This is a genomic window from Lentzea sp. NPDC037011, from assembly GCF_055607425.1.
In genome coordinates this window covers 69,378-85,679 of record NZ_JBVJRT010000009.1, presented here as the reverse complement: position 1 = coordinate 85,679, position 16,302 = coordinate 69,378, and the positions used below count along the sequence as shown (strand labels likewise).

The following is a 16,302-nucleotide window of genomic DNA, read 5'->3' as shown; positions in this document are numbered from 1 at the left end:
ACTCCGGTGCGGCGGCAGCAATCCGATCACCGGACGGCTTCGAAGAACGGTCGTGAAACCGGGACGACCACGTGCGATCAACCCGCACCTGCTGACCGGTGCTCACGCACTCGGCGCGCTGCCCGACGCCGAGCGGGCCTCGTTCGAGGCGCACCTGGACCGGTGCCCGGCCTGCACGGACGAGGTGACCGGCCTGCGGGGCACTGCCGCACGACTCGGCCTCGCCGCAAGCCAGACCGTCCCCGTCGCCCTGCGGCCACGGGTGCTGGACGCGGTCGGCCAGGTCCGGCAGGTGCCGCCGTTCTCCGAGGTCAGGTCCGAGCTCTCCCGGCGCCAAGGCCTGCGGCGGGCCGCGGCGATCATCTCGGTCGCGTGCGCGGCCGCCGCCGTCGTGGGCGGTGTGCACGGTGCGCTGACCCCGGAGACCACCACCGCCGTCGCCGTGTCGCCGCACTCCGCGACGGGCGACCTGCTGGCGGCACCGGACCTGCGGCTCGTCACCGCACCGGCGTGCACCGCGGCGATCTCGCAGAGCCGTGACGCGATGCTGTTCATGGCCGATGACCTGCGCACCCTGCCCCGCGATCGGGCGTACCAGCTGTGGCTGGTCGACCGCCACGGGCCCCGATCGGCGGGCGTGCTGCGCGCACCGGCTCGGTCGGCGTCGATGCTCGTCACCGGGATCGCGGGAGCCCGCGAGGCCCTGCTCACCGTCGAGCCGGCCGGCGGGTCACCGAGCCCGACCAGCGCCGCCGTTCTCACCGTCGACCTGGCCTGACCCGCCAATCCGGTGCGCACGGCGCACCGAATCCCGGGGCGTGACCGATCGCGTCCTCGCCGTCTTCGACGACCTCGACGCCTGCGTCATCACGAGGTCGGTGCGGCTGCTGAACCACGGCGCCGTGATCGTGGTGCACCTGCGCGAACCGGCGAACCGGCCGCTGTTCCGGCTCTCCGACGCGACGACGGTCCACATCGGACCGTTCGACGAGCGGACATGGGGGAACTCCGGGAACCGCCTGTGACAGCGCGGTTCCCGGAGTCGCGGTACTGCTGCTCTGGAGATGTCAGGCAGGCAGCAGGACCGTGTCGATGAGGTACACGGTCGCGTTCGCGGTCTTCACGCCGCCGCAGATCACGTTGGCGTCGTTGGCCTTGATCGCGTTACCGGAACCGGACACCTTCACCACGCCACCCTCGACCGTCTTCTGGTCGCCGGCGATCTTGTCGGGCGCGATCTGGCCGGGCACCACGTGGTAGGTCAGGATCTTGGTCAGCAGGGCGTCGTCGGTCTTGAGCTTCTCGATCGTCGCGGCGTCGATCTTCGCGAACGCCGAGTCGACCGGCGCGAACACGGTGAACTCGGCGCCGTTGAGCGTCGAGACCAGGTCGACCTTCGGGTTGAGCTTGCCGGACACGGCGCTGACCAGCGTCGTGAGCAGCGGGTTGTTGCTCGCGGCGACGGCGACCGGGTCGGCGGCCATGCCCGCGACGGAACCGGCACCCGACGGCACCTGCTTCGCGTAGTCGGCACAGCCGGGGCCGACGAGGTTCGAGGCGGGGTTGGCCATCGCCGACGAGGACGGCGGTGCCATCGAGGTCGCCGACGTGGTCGCGGTGGTGGAGCTCGAGCTGGCCATGTCACCCGAGCCACAGGCCGCACCGAAGAGGGCGAGCGAGGCGGCGCCGACGGCCAGGACGGTCTTGCGGACGGTCTTGTTCATGACGGGACATCTCCAAGGGGTTTCGAGCAGTTGATGTGAGTAGTTCGCACCGCATGGCCGATCGGATGGGTGCGGTTATCGGTTCGTTACCGAAGAATCCGCAAATCGCGCGTGACCTGCACAAATGAGTTTTTCGTCCACAGTGGACGCACAACCGGCGTGGAATCCCGTCTGTCATGCACTCTTCCGTGGACCAATCCATACTCGGTACGGACCCGAAGACCCTGGGTGGAACAAGGAGACATCGCACCCGACTTCACCCTCACCGACGACAACGGCGAACCGCGCACCCTGTCGGCCTTCCTGGCCACGGGCCCGGTCGTGCTGTTCTTCTACCCCGCGGCGATGACCGGCGGCTGCACCGAGGAGAGCTGCCACTTCCGCGACCTGGCTGCGGAGTTCGGCGAGGTCGGCGCACACCGGATCGGCATCAGCCCGGACACCGTGTCCAAACAACGCGCGTTCGCCACCACCTACGGCTTCGACTACCCGCTTCTGTCCGATGCGGACGGTGCGGTCGCGAAGCAGTTCGGCGTGTGGCGGCGGTTCAGCCCGCTGCGCGCGAAGCGGCGCACGTTCGTCATCGACATCGACCGCACGGTGCTCCGCCTGATCAAGGGCGAGCTGAACTTCACCGTTCACGCCGACGAGGCCCTCGCGGTCCTGCGAACGCGCGCGGCCGAGATGTCTTGACCCGGCCAGTCGGCACGGCGCCGGATTTCACCTAGTCTGTGATCATGGCCGAGCTGACCTCCCCGACGCCCCAGGAAGCCTTCGAGTTGCTGCTGTCGGGCAACCACCGGTTCGTCGCCGGTACGCCCGAGCACCCGAACCAGGACGCGACCCGCCGCACCGAGATCGCACCGGCGCAGCGCCCGTTCGCCGTGCTGTTCGGGTGCTCGGACTCGCGACTGGCCGCCGAGATCATCTTCGACCGCGGTCTGGGCGACCTGTTCGTGGTCCGCACAGCGGGCCACGTCGTCGGTGCCGAGGTGATCGGCAGCGTCGAGTACGGCGTGGACGTGCTGGACTGCCCGCTCGTCGTGGTCCTCGGCCACGACGCCTGCGGTGCGGTCGCCGCCGCCTGCGCGGCCCTCGACGAGGGCGCGGTGCCCGCCGGGTACATCCGCGACGTCGTCGAACGGGTGACCCCCAGCGTGCTGGCGGCACGCGCCGCCGGCCGCGTGGAGGCCGACGAGGTCCTCGCCGAACACGTCAGCCGCACCGTGGACCTGCTGCTCGACCGCTCCCGCCTGCTCGCCGACCGGGTCGCCGCAGGCAAGGCGGCCGTCGTCGGCCTCTGCTACCGGCTCGCCGACGGCAGCGCACGCCTGGTCGCGGCGCGTGGGCTGGACGTTCCGGTCACGGCGGACTAGCCACGACCGCCGGTGGGACTCCTGCAGTTGGGGCGTCCTGCTGTCGGCGGGAGTCCTGCGGTTAGGGCGTCCGTCACGACGGCATGGCCCGGTGTCGGCGGGAGTCACGCGACCAGGGCATCCCGCCACCGACCGGACTCACGCGGCCCGGGGCGTCCCCGTCACAGCGGACATCCGCCGCCGACTGGACGCCCCGCCATGAGCCGAACTCCCGCCACGTCCGCGTCCACCCCCGGCCGCGCCGCCTCAGTCGGTCGGCCGGGGTCCCGCGGCGCGGTGCAGCCGGTTGGCGATGGCGAGCCCCAGCCCGGCCTCCTCCGGCGGCGAGGCCACGACGACGTCGCAGTCCCGCTGGTCGAGCTCCCGCAGGAAGCCGTACAGCCCCCGCGCGTAGGCGGCGTCCGAGTCGGGGACGCGCACCACGGCGTGCACGTCCGGCTCGGCACCGGCGTAGGACGCGGGCACCAGCACCCCCACCCGGTGCCCCATGCCCTGCACGAGCTCCGCCTCGGCGACGACCTGCTCCGGCTCGACGAGGACGACCCGTGCCCGCGGCGCGTAGTGCGAGGGGTGCTGGCCCGGCACCCGGACGCTGCTGGTCGAGTGCACCGCCACGGGCACGCCCAGCACCTCTTCGAGCTCCTCCCGGGTCACGCCGCCGGGCCGGAGCACGCTCGGGACGTCACCGGTGGCGTCGACGATGGTCGACTCGACGCCGACCGCGCAGGGGCCGCCGTCCAGGACGAGGTCGACGGCGTCGCCGAGCTCCGCGCGGACGTGGTCGGCCGTGGTGGGGCTGACCGAGCCGAAGCGGTTCGCGGAGGGGGCCGCCACGCCGCCGCCGAACGCCGAGAGCAGCGCCAGCGCCACGGGGTGGTCGGGCACGCGCAGGGCCACCGTCTCCAGGCCGCCCGTCGCCTCCAGCGGTACTCGGGCACCGCGGCGCAGGACCAGCGTCAGCGGTCCCGGCCAGAACCGCTCCGCCAGCAGCCGCGCGGTGGCGGGCACGTCCTCCGCCCAGTCGGCCAACTGGCCGGCGCTGCCGATGTGGACGATCAGCGGGTGCGTGGGCGGGCGGCCCTTGGCCTCGAACACGCGGCGCACCGCGGCCGGGTCCTCGGCGTTCGCGCCCAGGCCGTAGACGGTCTCCGTGGGAAGGGCCACCAGGCCTCCGGCGCGGAGCACGCCGACCGCCTTCTCGATGTCGTTGGTTCCTGCTGACACCGGACGATCCTCCCACCCGGCGCGACCTCACCCCGCGGCACGGGTGGAGGCGGGGGGCGCGGCCTGCCGGTCACGCCCCCGCCGATGTCGACCGCCCGACGCCCCGGTCCACCGGCGCCTGACGGGACTCCTCTCACCGCACGCGGCGAGAATGCCCGGACCGCACCCGGCCAACCACGCTCCGGTACACACTTTCGTGTGCGATCGGTGCTGCTCAGGCCTGTGAAGGCGGTGCCGTTCGTATCGTCGCCGGAGTGGGAGACGAACGGTCAGCCGGGCAGGACGTGTCGGAACTGGGCATCGAGATGCTGCCCGTCGCGCTGGCGAACCTGCGCGCCGAGCTCGCCGAGGCCCGCGGCTTCATCAGCGACCTGGCCGGGATGGCACCGGAGCAGGCCGACAGCTCGTGGTGCGACCGGCTCGACGACGAGTACCGCGACGCGGGTGCCGGGCAGGCGGCGATGGCGCGGCAGCTGGAGCGGTGGCGCCGGGACCACCCGGACGCCGCCGGCCTGGACGAGCTCGCCGCGCTCATCGCCGACGTCGAGCCCGTCCGCCAGGAACTGCTGCGGCAGCTCGCACGGCTGCGCTGTGCGCGGGCCGTCCCCGACCCGCGCCAGGCCCCTGACCCGCGTCAGGCCCCCGACGCGCGTCTGACCGCGCCGGACGAGGCCTGACCCACACCGCCCGTTGATCGACAACCCGTGCCCGGCGTGACAGGCTGGAAACGGGGATCTCGGGAGGAGTGACACCAGTGGAAGCCAAGACCGACCTGCGGGACAACGCAGTGGTCCTCCAGATCACCGGCGAGGTCGACACCTACACCGCGCCGCTGCTGCGCGAGCACCTGGACGAGGCGTTCGCCCAGGCCGCGGACCGCCGGCTCGCGGTGGTGCTGAACGTGACGGACGTGTCGTTCATGGCGTCGTCCGGGCTGTCCGTGCTGGTCGAGTACCACCTGCGCGGCGTCGACAAGGGCACACCGCTGCGGGTCGTGGCACCGGCCGGGAGCGTCCTGCGGGCCCTGCGCGCGACCACGCTGAACGAGATGATCGAGCTGCACGCCAGCGTGCCGGAGGCACTTTCCGGCCGCTGAGGCCGAAAAAGATGTTTGCGCTCGAAGAATGCGGGAACCAGGCAGGCAGCCGACAGCCGACAGGAAGGCCGCCATGCCGCCGGACCGCCTCCTCGCCGACAGGTACGTGCTCGCCGAGTTGCTGGGCACGGGTGGCATGGCCGACGTCCACCGCGCCTGGGACACCCGGCTGCAACGGCACGTGGCGGTCAAGCTGTTCCACAACGGCTCCGAGGTCTCCCACGAGCGGAGGTTCGACAACGAGGTCAGAACCCTGGCCTCGCTGTCGCACCCCAGGCTCGTGGATGTGCACGACGCCGGGACGAGCGACGGCACACCGTTCGTCGTCCTCCAGCTCATCGACGGCTGCACGCTGCGCGAGCGCATCAACAGCGCCCCGCTGACGGTCGGTGAGGTCCGCCTGCTCGGCGCCGACCTGGCCGAGGCGCTCGCCCACGTGCACGAGACGGGCGTGGTGCACCGCGACATCAAGCCGTCCAACATCCTGCTCGACGAGGACGGCAACGCCCACCTCGCCGACTTCGGCCTCGCCCGCCTGGTCGGCACGACCCGGCTCACCAGGTCCGACCAGGTCGTCGGCACCGCCGCCTACCTGGCACCGGAACAGGTGCGCGGCGAGGACCCCGGCAGCGCCGTCGACGTCTACGCGCTCGGCCTGGTCCTGCTCGAATGCCTCACCGGCCGCCGCGAGTTCGAAGGCAGCGAGATCGAGTCGGCCGTCGCCCGCCTGCACCGCCGGCCCGCGGTCCCCGACGACCTCCCCACCGACCTGCACCGCCTGCTGACGCTGATGACCTCGCTGTCCCCGCGCCGCCGCCCGACCGCCGCGGACTGCGCCCGCATCCTGCGTGCTTCTGACGACTCGGCCACGCACATCGCTCTGCCGCAGCCCCGGCGCCGCCTGCACCACGTCCTCAAGGCCGCGGCCGTGGCGACCCTGGTCGCCACGGCCGGTCTCACCGCGGTCGCGCTGGCACCGCAGCCGCCCGTGGAGTCCGCACCCGCCCCGTCCACGCCGTCGGCTCCCGCCGCGACGACCACCGCTCCCCCCGCGCCGGTTCCGGTGCCGGTGGCGGTGGCGGTCGAGCAGCAGGCCGAGGTCACCAGCCCGCAGCAGGTCCAGCCCGTCCCCCAGCCGAAGGCGGGCAAGCCCGCGTCGCCACCCGGCAAGAAGGCCGAGAAGGCCAAGGGCCCGCACGGCAAGCGCTGACGGTCACCGCTGCCGCTGGCGCCCCTTCCACCAGTTCACGGCGAACCCCGCGGCCAGGAGGGCGACGGGGACGAGGAGGATCCAGGGGCTGTCCGGAACGTGGTCGTACCGTCCGGAAACTTCAGCAAGGATGACCATGGACCCGGCGTACCCCCGTGCCGCGAACCGGCAAACACGGGGGCGTCCGGGTGGCCGAACGGACTGCTCCGCCCGGCCACCCGGCTACGACCTGGCCGACGACGGCGCTACCCGCGGAGCCGTGGGTCGCAACATCGGCACGAACGCGTCCCGGTGCACCCAGGCCAGGTGGACCTCGGCCGCCGCGAGCACCACGGCGAGCACCGCACCACTGGGCTCCAGCAGCACGTGGAACCCGAAGATCCCGACCACCAGCGGCGCCAGCAGCGCCAGTGCAAGCGGCACGAACCTGTTGACCAGCAACATGATCCCGGCCACCAGCTCGACGACCTTGGTGACGGGCACGATGAACCCGCTCTCCCCCAGCGCGGTGGCGAACGCGACCGCCTCGGCCGACATGCCGTCGGTCGACTGCGACCCGATCCCGAACAGGCCGGTGAACCCGGAGAACGCGAACAGCGCTCCGAACAACACCCGCACGACAACGTTGATGTACTTCACGGTCTTCCCCATGCGGATCATCCTGGAACCTCCACGAAACTGGAGGTAAAGGCCTGTTCGCCCGCAGCAGAAGGCACTGGCCGGGCGCACGGGGGGTCAGGACTCATCCGGTTCCCGTCAGCACCTGCCTGTCCAACGTCCGCACCAGGTCGTGTGCGCGGCCGAGGTGGCGTTCGGCGGCGCCGGGAGCACCGTGCCGCAGTTCCAGCTCCCCCAACGCTTGCAGGCACTCGGCCTCGTTGCGGCGGTCGCCGTTGCGGCGGAAGACGCCGGCGGCGCGTTCGAGGGCGGGACCGGCCCTGGTGGGGTCGTCGAGGCCGGCGTACACACTGCCGATGCGCTGCTCGGCGTAGGCGGCGCAGCGCTCGTCTCCGATCTCGTTGAAGATGGTGAGCGCCTGGACGAGGCAGCGCAGCGCCTCCGTGCTGTTGCCGCAGGTCTGCCGGTACTGGCTCATCGTCCGCAGGATCACGGCCTCGCGGTGCCGGTCGCCGAGCTCCCGCGCGATGCGCAACCCGTCCGCGATCACGGCGCCGGCGTGGCAGCCGTGGCCCTGCTGGAACCACATGAAGCCGATCGAGCTGCGCAGCTGGGCCTGCATGGGCGGGTGCCCGACCCGGTCGAGCAGGGCCAGCGCGTCACCGGCGCAGCGCAGGGCGAGGTCGGTGCGGTCGAGCACGCGCCACACGGTGGACAGGCCGGCCAGTGCGAGCGCCTCCCCGCGCCGGTCGCCGAGGTCGCGGTACAGCCGCAGGGACTCCTCCAGCGCCGTCCGCGCCTCGTCCAGCTCGTCGAGGTAGACGTGGACCTGGCCGATGCCCTGCAGCAGCGCGGCCTGGCCGTGCGCGTTGCCCGCGGCACGGGTGGCGTCGAGCGCGATCCGGTGGCTGCGCCGCCAGTCCTGGTAGAGGCTGCGGTGGTCGTAGTACGGCACGAACGCGAGTGCGAGCTCCCACACGAGCTCGTCGAGTCCCCATTCGGCGCCGAGCTCCACGGCCCGCAGCAACGTCGCCCGTTCGACGTCGAACCACGCGACCGGGTCGGCCACGACGTGGTCCGGCTGCCAGCGGTCCGACCGTCCGGGGGTGTGCTGGAACAACGCGGGGTGGAACAGGTCGCGGGCCTGCTCGGCCAGGGCGAGCCAGGCGCCCAGCACCCGCCGCACGGCGGCACGGCGTTCGGTCTCGCTGTAGTGGTCGGCGGCGGCGCGGGCGGCGTAGGTGCGCAGCAGGTCGTGCAGCCGGTACCGGGGTTGGCCCGCCGCGTCGGTGCCGACCAGGCGGAGCAGGTTGGCGTCGACGAGGGCGTCCAGCACGTCCTCGGCGTCGCGCTCACCGGTGAGCGCGCCGACCACCCACCCCGGCAGGGTCTCCGCGCCGAGCAGGCCCATCAGCCGGAACGCCCGTCCGGCCGCCTCGGGCAGCTGCCGCACGCTCAGCTGGAAGCTGGCCCGCACGTCGAGGTCGCCCACGCGCAGCTCGGCCAGCCGGCGGGACTCGTCCTCCAGCCGTTCGCGCAGAAGCCCCAGCGTCCACGCGCCGCGGCTGGCGAGGCGTGCCCCGGCGATCCGGATGGCCAGCGGGAGGTACCCGCACAGGCGGACGATCGCGTCCGACGCCTCCGGTTCGCGGTCGATCCGGTCCGCGCCACCGACCCGCGCCAGCAGCGTGCGGGCGTCGGCGGGAGGCAGCACGTCCAGCTCGACGTGGTGCGCGCCCTCCAGGTCGGTGAGCCACCGCCTGCTGGTCACGAGCACCGCGCACCCGTCGGACGGCGGCAGCAGCGGCCGCACCTGACCGGCACCGGCGGCGTCGTCGAGCAGCACCAGCACCCGGCGCCCGGCGAGCCGGGAGCGGTACAGGCCGGCCCGCTCGTGCAGGCTGTCCGGCATCACCGCGTCGGTGACGCCCAGCGCGCGCAGCAGCTCCGCGAGCAGCGCCGCGGGATCTCTCGGCACGGCGGCCGTGCCCGCCAGGTCGAGGTACAGCTGGCCGTCGGGGAACCGCTCGCGCGCACGGTGGCCGGCCTTGACGGCGAGCATCGACTTGCCGGTGCCGGGAGCGCCGACGACCACCGGCACCCGTCCACCGGTGAGCAGCCCGAGCACCGCGTCCAGTGCCGTCTCCCGGCCGGTGAAGTCGGCGATGTCGGCTGGCAGCTGGCGCGGCTGCCGGGTCTCCGGCTCGCGGATGGCGCTCACCAGGTCGAGCGCCGGGTCGGCCCGCAGCACCTGGGCGTGCACGCGTTGCAGGCGGTGGCCGGGGTTGGCGCCGAGCTCGTCGGCGAGGAGCCGGCGGACGTCCTCGTACACGGCGAGGGCGTCGGCTTGGCGTTCACCGCGGTACAGCCCGATCATCAGCAGTTCGCGCACCCGTTCCCGGTACGGGTGCTCGGCCGCGAGGCGGGACAGCTCGGCGACGGCGAGGCCGTGCTCACCGCGCAGGAGGTCCAGCTCGGCCAGGTCTTCGAGGGCGGCCAGGCGGTACTCCTCCAGCCGGATGCGCTCGGTCTCCGCCGCAGGGGTGTCGATGCCGCTGAACGCCGGTCCCCGCCACAGCGCCACGGCCTGCGACAGCCGTTGCCACGCGGAGGCGAGGTCACCGTCGTTCCTGGTCGTCCGCGCCTGGGCCAGGCCTCGGGCGAACACGGCGCTGTCGAGCTGTTCGGGCGCCACCCGCAGCCGGTACCCCGAGCCCACCGTCTCCAGCACGCCGCCGTCGTCACCCAGCGACCGGCGCAGGTCGCCGACGCACTTCTGCACGAGGTTGAGCGCGCTGCGCGGCGGTCTCGTCCCCCAGGCGCACTCGATGATCCGGTCGCGGTCCACGCAATCGTTCGCGTGCAACAACAACAGCCCGAGGACCTGGCAGCTCTTCCCAGGCCTGAGCCCTACCGCGTCCGATCCCCTCCACACGACCACGGGTCCGAGGACCCCGAACCGAAGATCTGGCATCGCGCTGTCCCTCCCCGTCGCCAACGGTACGCCGACCAGTGACTTTCCGTGAGATTTCCGTGACGGTGCAGCACCGCCCTGCACAGTCCTGAGCAGACCGGAAACCGTTGCGAAGGGGACAGCGATGAGCTTCGTCGGAAGAGCAGCACGATCGGTGATGACCGCACTGCCGCTGGCCGCCGTGGTGGTGGGCGCGGGGGTCGTGTCGGCGGCACCCGCGAACGCGGCGGTGTCGTGTTCGGGCACCATCAGCTACAGCGACACCATCGGCGGCGTCGGTGAGCTGACGATCTTCTACAACAGCTCCGACGGCGGCACGAACAGCGCCTGCTTCTACCACCGGGGCGCGGCCTACGGGGTAGCCGCACCGACCTACGTCCGGACCTTCCGCTGCGTCGAGAGCAGCGGCGAGGGCCAGCCCTGCACGATCGACCGCTCCTCCACCCCGGACCTGGACAACTACCGCTACTACGCGGGGCCCAGGGGCGTCACGGGCACGGCCAGCCGCTGCGTGGCCGCCGTCGGCTACATCGACTGGCACGGCTTCCGCTACCAGATCAGCAGCGGCCGGCAGGGCTGCTGACCGGCGCCGGGTCCGCACGTCACGTCCGACCACCAGCGAGGAGAGATCGTGTTCGGGAAGTCCATTCGCAACTGCGGGATCGCCGCCGCCGTCATCGGGCTCATCGCGGCGGTCCCCGTCCAGGCCGGCGCGGCACCGGGGGTGCGGGCGTCGTTCGAGGGGCGGACCATCAACCTGGCCCGGAGCTGGGACGGCGCGCAGGTCTGCGCCGAGCTCGCCCTCGGCGACGTCCGCTGTTTCCGGACGCCGCAGCAACTCGCCGCCGCCACGCGCGAGGCCGGCATCGCGGCGGCGGAGGACTGCAAGAACACGTGGGTCTGCCTCTGGGCCGACATCAACCACACCGGCAGGCGGCTGCAGTGGAACCTGCCGGGCAAGAAGAAGCTCGCCGACTGGGGGTTCCGCGACCAGGCCAGCAGCGGGGCGCTGCACCGCATCCAGGGCGGGGCGACGCTGGTCAACTACCGCACCGCGCTCCCGAACCAGGAGGCGTTCCTGCGCGCGGGCGGCATCTACTCCGACTTCCGCGAGTTCGGCTGGAACGACAAGGCCGACGAGATCCAGGTCGGATAGGTCGCGGTCGCTTTCGCCGGCCATCGGGAGAACGTCGGCCCGCGGTGCTCCCCGGCCCTTTCCTGAATTCGCCATTCGACATCCTTGGCGGCAGTTTTGCCCACGCGCGCAGCTTTCGTGCCGATCCGCGCACCCGGTACTGGATCTTCCGGCCGCATCCGGACACCATGTACCGAACCGTCGGAACGAGGGAGTGTGCGCCCGTGGTCAGGGTGGGCAGCATGGACGAGGCCGAGCGCCTCAAGAATTCGCTGCGGGACGGGAGCGTCGCCGAGGTCGTGGGGTCGGCCGCCGGCATCGGTGTGGGCGGCCTGGTGGGCGTCCCGACGACCGGTGCGGACCGCATCGAGGTCGACCCCGCCGACTTCGACCAGGCCATTCGCCAGCTGCACCGGCGCAGGGACGAGCTGGCGGGGCACCTCGCGGACAGCGCCGTGCTGGCGGCACCGCTGCCGGACGGCAAGGGGCCGGTCGCACGGCAGATGCGCAAGGCGTTCGGGCTGCGGGCCCGCGACGTCGAGGGTGGCGTGCGGGCCGCGTTGCAGTCCTACGTGCAGCAGCTCGACCTCGTGATCGACGCGCTGGAGAACGTGAAGAAAATGCACGTTGCCGTTGACGAGAACACCGCGGCGGCATTCAAGGGGCAGGCATGAGCGGGCGCGACAAGGGTTACCACTCCGAGGAGCACAAACCCACCGCGAAGCAGCTCAGGCGCGAGCGGAGGCGCAGCAGGGAACGCCGCGCGAACCTGCGCGAGGAGGCGTTCGACTCCGGGACCATCCGCTGGGAGGTCTACACCCACCAGCAGATGTGGAACATGGTGCACTCGGCTGACCTGCCGGGGATGTCCGTGCGGACCGCTCAGTGGCAGGAGCTCGCACCGCAGCTGCGCCACACCTCGCGCGCCGTGCAGGAGGTCGTCAACCGGCTGACCGCGTCGTGGCGCGGGCCCTCGGCCGAGCTCGCGGCCCAGGCGGCGACGGCGCTGACGTCGTGGGGCGAGACGGTCGGCGACTCCGCCGAGCGGGTCGCCAGGGGCATGGACACCTACACGACGGTGCTCCAGGAGACCAAGCGGCGGCTGCCGGAACCCGTGCACTACTGGGCGGAACGGCACTTCCGGGAGGGCTACGACGTCAAGGTGGCCGACGGGCCGCAGGGGCTGAACCTGCTCGAACAGCTCACCGACGACCACATGCCGACCAAGACCGAGGCGCGCAACGCCAAGGCCGAGGCGGTGGCCGTCATGCAGGTCTACGAGAACGAGAGCCGGCACACCCGCTCCACGCTGCCGGTGTTCGACACGGCACCGCCGACCGCGCAGCAACCGGGTCCCACCACACCGCCGCCCACGGTGGTCCTGGGGCCCGACCCCGTCCCGCGCCCCGATCCGGCGCCGAGGCCGGGGCCGACGCCCACGCCGCAACCACCGGAGCAGGTACCGGACGTTCCGGTGCCGCCCGCCGCCGACGACGACACGGGTGTGGCCTCGGTCGGCCCTTCCGCCACGGGAACGCTCAACGGCACGACGACGTTCGGCGGACCGTTCGGCACCTCTGGACCTCAGGGAACGCACGGGACGCACGGCTTCCTCGGCGGCGCGTCCGGCGGCACGTCCGGTGGCACCGCGCCGGGGACGCCGGGCGCCGGACCGGGAGTGCCCGGCGGCGCCACCGGTGTGCTCGGCCAGCAGGCCGGCCGGGGCACCGCGGCGGGCCTGGGCGGCCGCGGATCGGCCGGTGTCCCCGGAACGCCGGGGTACGGCATGGCGCCGCCGTTCGGTGGCGGCAACGACGAGGAACGCCACCACACCAACCGGTACGCGGAGAAGATGGACCTCCTCGACGACATCCCGCCGGGTGCGCCGCCGGTGCTGGGCGAATGAGCGACGGCTACGTCACCGACGTCGCCGCGGTGCGGGCCGCGGCGACCCGGCTGGACGGCACGGCTGCCGAGGTCGAGGCGGTGACCACCGCACTCGGCCAGGGCTCCGGCGGCGACCTCGGCCCCGGCGTCACGGCGGCGGCGGACGAGCTGCTGCGGTCGTGGGCGGACCGGACCGCGGCGCTGCGCACCGAGCTCGCCGAGGCCGCCGACGAGCTGCGCGCGGCCGGTGCCGCCTACCGCGACGCCGACGAGCTGCACCATGGCTGACTACCGGGGCCTCGGGTTCGACCCGGTGCCGGGCGATCCGGGCGCCGTCGCCGCGGCGAGCGACCGCTGCCGCCACCGCGTCGAGGTCCCGGCGCCGCCCACCGGGTGGACGGGCGCGGCGGCGGACGCGTTCACGGCACGGCTCGCGCAGGTGCGCGACGAGCTCGAAACCGCGCAGCGCACCCTCGGGGCGGCTGCCGATGCGTTGGACGACTGGGCGGGGACGGTGCTGGCGAACCAGCGCAGGGCCGAGGAGCTGGACCGGCGCGCACGCGCGCTGCGGGGTGCGGTCGACGACGCGGACAACGCCGTGGTGATCGCGTCGTTCCGCGGCGGACCGGAGCACGTGGCCGCCTCCGCGCGGCTGGAGGAGCTGCGCGGCGAGCTCGACGGCGTGCTCGCGGCCGCCCGCGACCTGGAGGCCGACCACCGCAGCGCCGCCCGGCGGGTCGAGGAGCGGTTGCGCCGCCTCGTCTCCGGCGGTGTCGAGGCGGCCGGGCACGTGCCGAGCCGCGCCGACCTGTTCGACGGGATCGTCCGTGCGTTGAACGACCACTCGGCGCTGGCCGGTGCGCTGGCCGGTGTGCTGGTCACGACGCCGCGCACCGCAGACACACCGGCGGGCGGGGCGGCCGCCTTCGCGTCGGCACTCGGTCAGCGGTGAGACTCACGCCGGTACGGGGCGTCATCCCGGTCGCAGTGGGCTCGGTCGAGACGACCTCCGCCGAGCTGTTGGCGTTGCTGCGGCAGCTGCGCGGCCCAGACCGGGCACGTGACCCCGGCCTGGAGGTCGCGGCGACGCAGGCCGCCGAGCTGGCCCAGCGCCACCACGCGAGCTTCGTGGCGGTCGTCGAGCACCGCGACGCCGACCCGGCGGTCCTGGTGGCCGGCCTGGTCGCGGTGGAGCGCGCGCTCAGCGCGGAGGCCGCGGAGGAGCTGTGCTTCCACCTCGCCGACGCCGGTGGCCCCGGCATCAAGGAACTGACCACCGCCACGACCGGCACCGGCTACCCGGTGGCGATCGTCGAGCGGGTTCCGGTCGACGGCGTCGGGGCGCAGCTCCAGATCGTCGTGCCCGACCCGGCGCGCCCGCGGATCGCCGTGTTCACCCTGCACTCCCCCAGCGGGCGCGGGTGGCTGGAGCTGGCGGGCATCACCGGGCGGTTCGTGAACGGGGTGGAGTTCACCTCGCCAGAGCGCGCCGGCGGTACTCCGTCGGCGGCTGCCCGACCAGCGCGCGGAAGGCCCGGGAGAAGTGCGTCGCACTGACGAACCCGCAGTCGCGGGAGATCTCACCGACACCGCGGTCGGCCTTCGCCGGGTCGGCCAGCAGCGCCTTGGCGCGGTCGATGCGCAGCACCTTGATCCGCTCGGCGACGTTCGGCTCCCCCTCGAACACCTGGTAGAGGCGGCGCAGCGAGATGTTCAGCGCCTTGGCGACCCGCCCCGGCGTCAGGTCCGGCTCACCGAGGTGCGCGCGGATGTGATCGAGCGCGGCACGCCGGTGCCCGGTGGCGATGTCGGCGCGTTCCAGCTCCTCCCGCAACGCGCTGCGCAGCACCAGCTCCGCCAGCCCGACCAGGTGGTGCGCCGCGCCCACCGGGTCCAGGACGTCGCGCGCGGTGACGAGGTGCCCGACCGCGCTCGCGAACGCGCTGCGCAGACCGGCACCGACCGCGACGGGCTGGAACATCAGCGGCCGCAGCTCGCGCACTCCCGTCGACAGCCGGGTCTCCGGCACGGTCAGCATGATCGCGCCGACCGGCAGCACGTGCAGCGAGCAGTCGCCGAACACGTGCACGGCCTCCGGCAGCGACCGGTGCACCGGGCACCTCATCAGCAACTGGACGGCCGCCGGCGTCCGCGCGGACGGCGCACCGGTGAACGCGGCTTTCGCCGCGGCGGCACCGGAAGCACGCACGACCAGCACACCGCTCGCGACCTCTGCGTCGTGCTGCACGCGGTCAAGACTAACCACGGGAGTCCTCATGGCACGACGTTTGCCCGCAACCGGCGCGGTGGTCCTGTCCCACCTGGAGTTCGACCTGGTGTGGGAGGACCTCGGCTTCGGTGACCTGCCCGCCGCGCTCGACGTGCCGTCCCACGGCGCCACCGAGGACGAGCGCGACCAGCTGGCCGTGGACGTGTTCGCGGAACTGGCCCGCGCCGGCCTGGCGGACGACCACGGCGACGTCGTCCCCGAGCTGGAGGAGCTGCTCGGGATGCTGCGCCACCACGCGGTGTCCGTCGACGCCCTGGTGTTCGGCGACCAGCCGTGGCGCGTCCTGGCCGCGGTCAGGGGCAGCCGCGGCGTGCTCGCCGTGCTGAACAACGAGGAGCTGGCCCTCGAACCCATCGCGCGCACCGACCTCGTGCGGGCCGTGGCGAAGCTGCTCGGCGACCACCCGGCCGGACCGGGCGACCAGGTGCGGCTGCCGCGCCCGGCGTACTCGGCGGCCCTGCGCGGACACGTGGAGAGCGGGTACCACGGCCTGGAACGGGCCCTGGCCGACGCGGGTGTGCGCGGCAGCGCGATGCGCCCGCTGATCACCATCGCGGAGGCGGGCCGGCTCGGGGCGGGGCAGCTGGCCGTGACCGGCAGCCGCGGGCGCTCGCCGGTGCTCACCTGGTCGGACACCAGGGCGGGCCGGTACGTCATCACGACCGAGGCCATCCGCGACGAGCAGTGGGTCCGGGTGGTGCCCGCCGACCTGGCCTGGATCACCCGGCGCCTCACCGACATGCTGGCCGAGGCCTCGTAGTCCGGTCC

20 protein-coding genes are annotated in these 16,302 nt (G+C 73.1%); 15 read left to right on the top strand and 5 right to left on the bottom strand.

Features of this window, described 5'->3' with window-relative positions; all coding sequences use genetic code 11:
- The first annotated feature begins 52 nt into the window (after positions 1-52).
- The gene (locus tag ACZ7CH_RS27210; protein WP_470375234.1) at positions 53-778 is read left to right on the top strand and encodes an anti-sigma factor; all 726 of its coding nucleotides are present in this window, start codon (positions 53-55) and stop codon (positions 776-778) included.
- Between the two features lie 40 nt (positions 779-818).
- Positions 819-1,025 carry a hypothetical protein gene (locus ACZ7CH_RS27205; RefSeq protein WP_470372271.1) on the top strand — a complete coding sequence of 69 codons (207 nt, stop codon included), beginning with the start codon at positions 819-821 and terminating at the stop codon, positions 1,023-1,025.
- A 42-nt stretch (positions 1,026-1,067) separates the two neighbouring features.
- Here ACZ7CH_RS27205 and ACZ7CH_RS27200 read toward each other — a convergent pair whose 3' ends face one another.
- The gene (locus ACZ7CH_RS27200; RefSeq protein WP_470375233.1) at positions 1,068-1,724 is read right to left on the bottom strand and encodes a fasciclin domain-containing protein; all 657 of its coding nucleotides are present in this window, start codon (positions 1,722-1,724) and stop codon (positions 1,068-1,070) included.
- A gap of 228 nt (positions 1,725-1,952) precedes the next feature.
- Here ACZ7CH_RS27200 and ACZ7CH_RS27195 point away from each other — a divergent pair, with 228 nt between their 5' ends.
- Together ACZ7CH_RS27195 and ACZ7CH_RS27190 are read left to right on the top strand one after the other, a co-directional pair.
- Positions 1,953-2,417 carry a peroxiredoxin gene (locus tag ACZ7CH_RS27195; protein ID WP_470375232.1) on the top strand — a complete coding sequence of 155 codons (465 nt, stop codon included), beginning with the start codon at positions 1,953-1,955 and terminating at the stop codon, positions 2,415-2,417.
- A 44-nt stretch (positions 2,418-2,461) separates the two neighbouring features.
- A complete protein-coding gene (locus ACZ7CH_RS27190; protein WP_458432855.1) occupies positions 2,462-3,100 on the top strand; it encodes a carbonic anhydrase in 639 nt (212 codons plus the stop codon).
- A gap of 246 nt (positions 3,101-3,346) precedes the next feature.
- Here the strand turns inward: ACZ7CH_RS27190 and ACZ7CH_RS27185 are convergent, their stop codons facing one another.
- The gene (locus ACZ7CH_RS27185) at positions 3,347-4,324 is read right to left on the bottom strand and encodes an L-threonylcarbamoyladenylate synthase (RefSeq protein ID WP_470372439.1); all 978 of its coding nucleotides are present in this window, start codon (positions 4,322-4,324) and stop codon (positions 3,347-3,349) included.
- Between the two features lie 254 nt (positions 4,325-4,578).
- On the opposite strand from ACZ7CH_RS27185, the gene ACZ7CH_RS27180 reads away from it, so the two are divergent.
- The 3 genes from ACZ7CH_RS27180 (at position 4,579) to ACZ7CH_RS27170 (ending at position 6,630) form a co-directional block, all read left to right on the top strand.
- A complete protein-coding gene (locus tag ACZ7CH_RS27180; RefSeq protein WP_470375231.1) occupies positions 4,579-5,001 on the top strand; it encodes a hypothetical protein in 423 nt (140 codons plus the stop codon).
- Positions 5,002-5,078: 77 nt separating this feature from the next.
- Positions 5,079-5,420, top strand: a complete 342-nt coding sequence (locus ACZ7CH_RS27175) for an STAS domain-containing protein (protein WP_458432858.1) — start codon at positions 5,079-5,081, stop codon at positions 5,418-5,420.
- 73 nt (positions 5,421-5,493) lie between these two features.
- Positions 5,494-6,630: a serine/threonine-protein kinase gene (locus tag ACZ7CH_RS27170; protein ID WP_470375230.1), complete on the top strand. Its 1,137-nt coding sequence runs from the start codon at positions 5,494-5,496 to the stop codon at positions 6,628-6,630.
- A 222-nt stretch (positions 6,631-6,852) separates the two neighbouring features.
- Here the strand turns inward: ACZ7CH_RS27170 and ACZ7CH_RS27165 are convergent, their stop codons facing one another.
- Entirely contained in the window at positions 6,853-7,281 is a 429-nt protein-coding gene (locus ACZ7CH_RS27165) for a DoxX family membrane protein (RefSeq protein ID WP_360400356.1), read from the bottom strand.
- 91 nt (positions 7,282-7,372) lie between these two features.
- A complete protein-coding gene (locus ACZ7CH_RS27160) occupies positions 7,373-10,222 on the bottom strand; it encodes an AfsR/SARP family transcriptional regulator (RefSeq protein ID WP_360400359.1) in 2,850 nt (949 codons plus the stop codon).
- A gap of 124 nt (positions 10,223-10,346) precedes the next feature.
- Here ACZ7CH_RS27160 and ACZ7CH_RS27155 point away from each other — a divergent pair, with 124 nt between their 5' ends.
- The 7 genes from ACZ7CH_RS27155 to ACZ7CH_RS27125 all read left to right on the top strand — a co-directional run bounded on the left by ACZ7CH_RS27155 (position 10,347) and on the right by ACZ7CH_RS27125 (position 14,801).
- Positions 10,347-10,805: a hypothetical protein gene (locus tag ACZ7CH_RS27155; protein ID WP_360400362.1), complete on the top strand. Its 459-nt coding sequence runs from the start codon at positions 10,347-10,349 to the stop codon at positions 10,803-10,805.
- A gap of 48 nt (positions 10,806-10,853) precedes the next feature.
- Positions 10,854-11,378 (top strand): peptidase inhibitor family I36 protein, encoded by a 525-nt coding sequence (locus tag ACZ7CH_RS27150; protein ID WP_470372437.1) that lies wholly within the window; start codon positions 10,854-10,856, stop codon positions 11,376-11,378.
- A 221-nt stretch (positions 11,379-11,599) separates the two neighbouring features.
- Positions 11,600-12,031 (top strand): hypothetical protein, encoded by a 432-nt coding sequence (locus ACZ7CH_RS27145; protein WP_360400368.1) that lies wholly within the window; start codon positions 11,600-11,602, stop codon positions 12,029-12,031.
- Positions 12,028-13,263, top strand: a complete 1,236-nt coding sequence (locus ACZ7CH_RS27140) for a PPE domain-containing protein (RefSeq protein ID WP_458432863.1) — start codon at positions 12,028-12,030, stop codon at positions 13,261-13,263. Before ACZ7CH_RS27145 ends, ACZ7CH_RS27140 begins: the two co-directional genes overlap by 4 nt.
- Positions 13,260-13,532 (top strand): type VII secretion target, encoded by a 273-nt coding sequence (locus ACZ7CH_RS27135; protein WP_458432864.1) that lies wholly within the window; start codon positions 13,260-13,262, stop codon positions 13,530-13,532. Before ACZ7CH_RS27140 ends, ACZ7CH_RS27135 begins: the two co-directional genes overlap by 4 nt.
- Positions 13,525-14,196, top strand: coding sequence for a hypothetical protein (locus ACZ7CH_RS27130; RefSeq protein WP_470375229.1), 672 nt, complete (start codon positions 13,525-13,527; stop codon positions 14,194-14,196). The genes ACZ7CH_RS27135 and ACZ7CH_RS27130 overlap by 8 nt, the downstream gene beginning before the upstream one ends.
- Positions 14,197-14,231: 35 nt before the next feature.
- Complete coding sequence (locus tag ACZ7CH_RS27125; RefSeq protein ID WP_360400380.1) at positions 14,232-14,801, top strand: hypothetical protein; 570 nt, start codon at positions 14,232-14,234, stop codon at positions 14,799-14,801.
- Here ACZ7CH_RS27125 and ACZ7CH_RS27120 read toward each other — a convergent pair.
- Positions 14,716-15,492: a helix-turn-helix domain-containing protein gene (locus tag ACZ7CH_RS27120; RefSeq protein WP_470375228.1), complete on the bottom strand. Its 777-nt coding sequence runs from the start codon at positions 15,490-15,492 to the stop codon at positions 14,716-14,718. The genes ACZ7CH_RS27125 and ACZ7CH_RS27120 overlap by 86 nt on opposite strands.
- Before the next feature lie 28 nt (positions 15,493-15,520).
- Here ACZ7CH_RS27120 and ACZ7CH_RS27115 point away from each other — a divergent pair, with 28 nt between their 5' ends.
- Entirely contained in the window at positions 15,521-16,294 is a 774-nt protein-coding gene (locus ACZ7CH_RS27115; protein ID WP_360400386.1) for an ESX secretion-associated protein EspG, read from the top strand.
- Positions 16,295-16,302 lie beyond the last annotated feature (8 nt).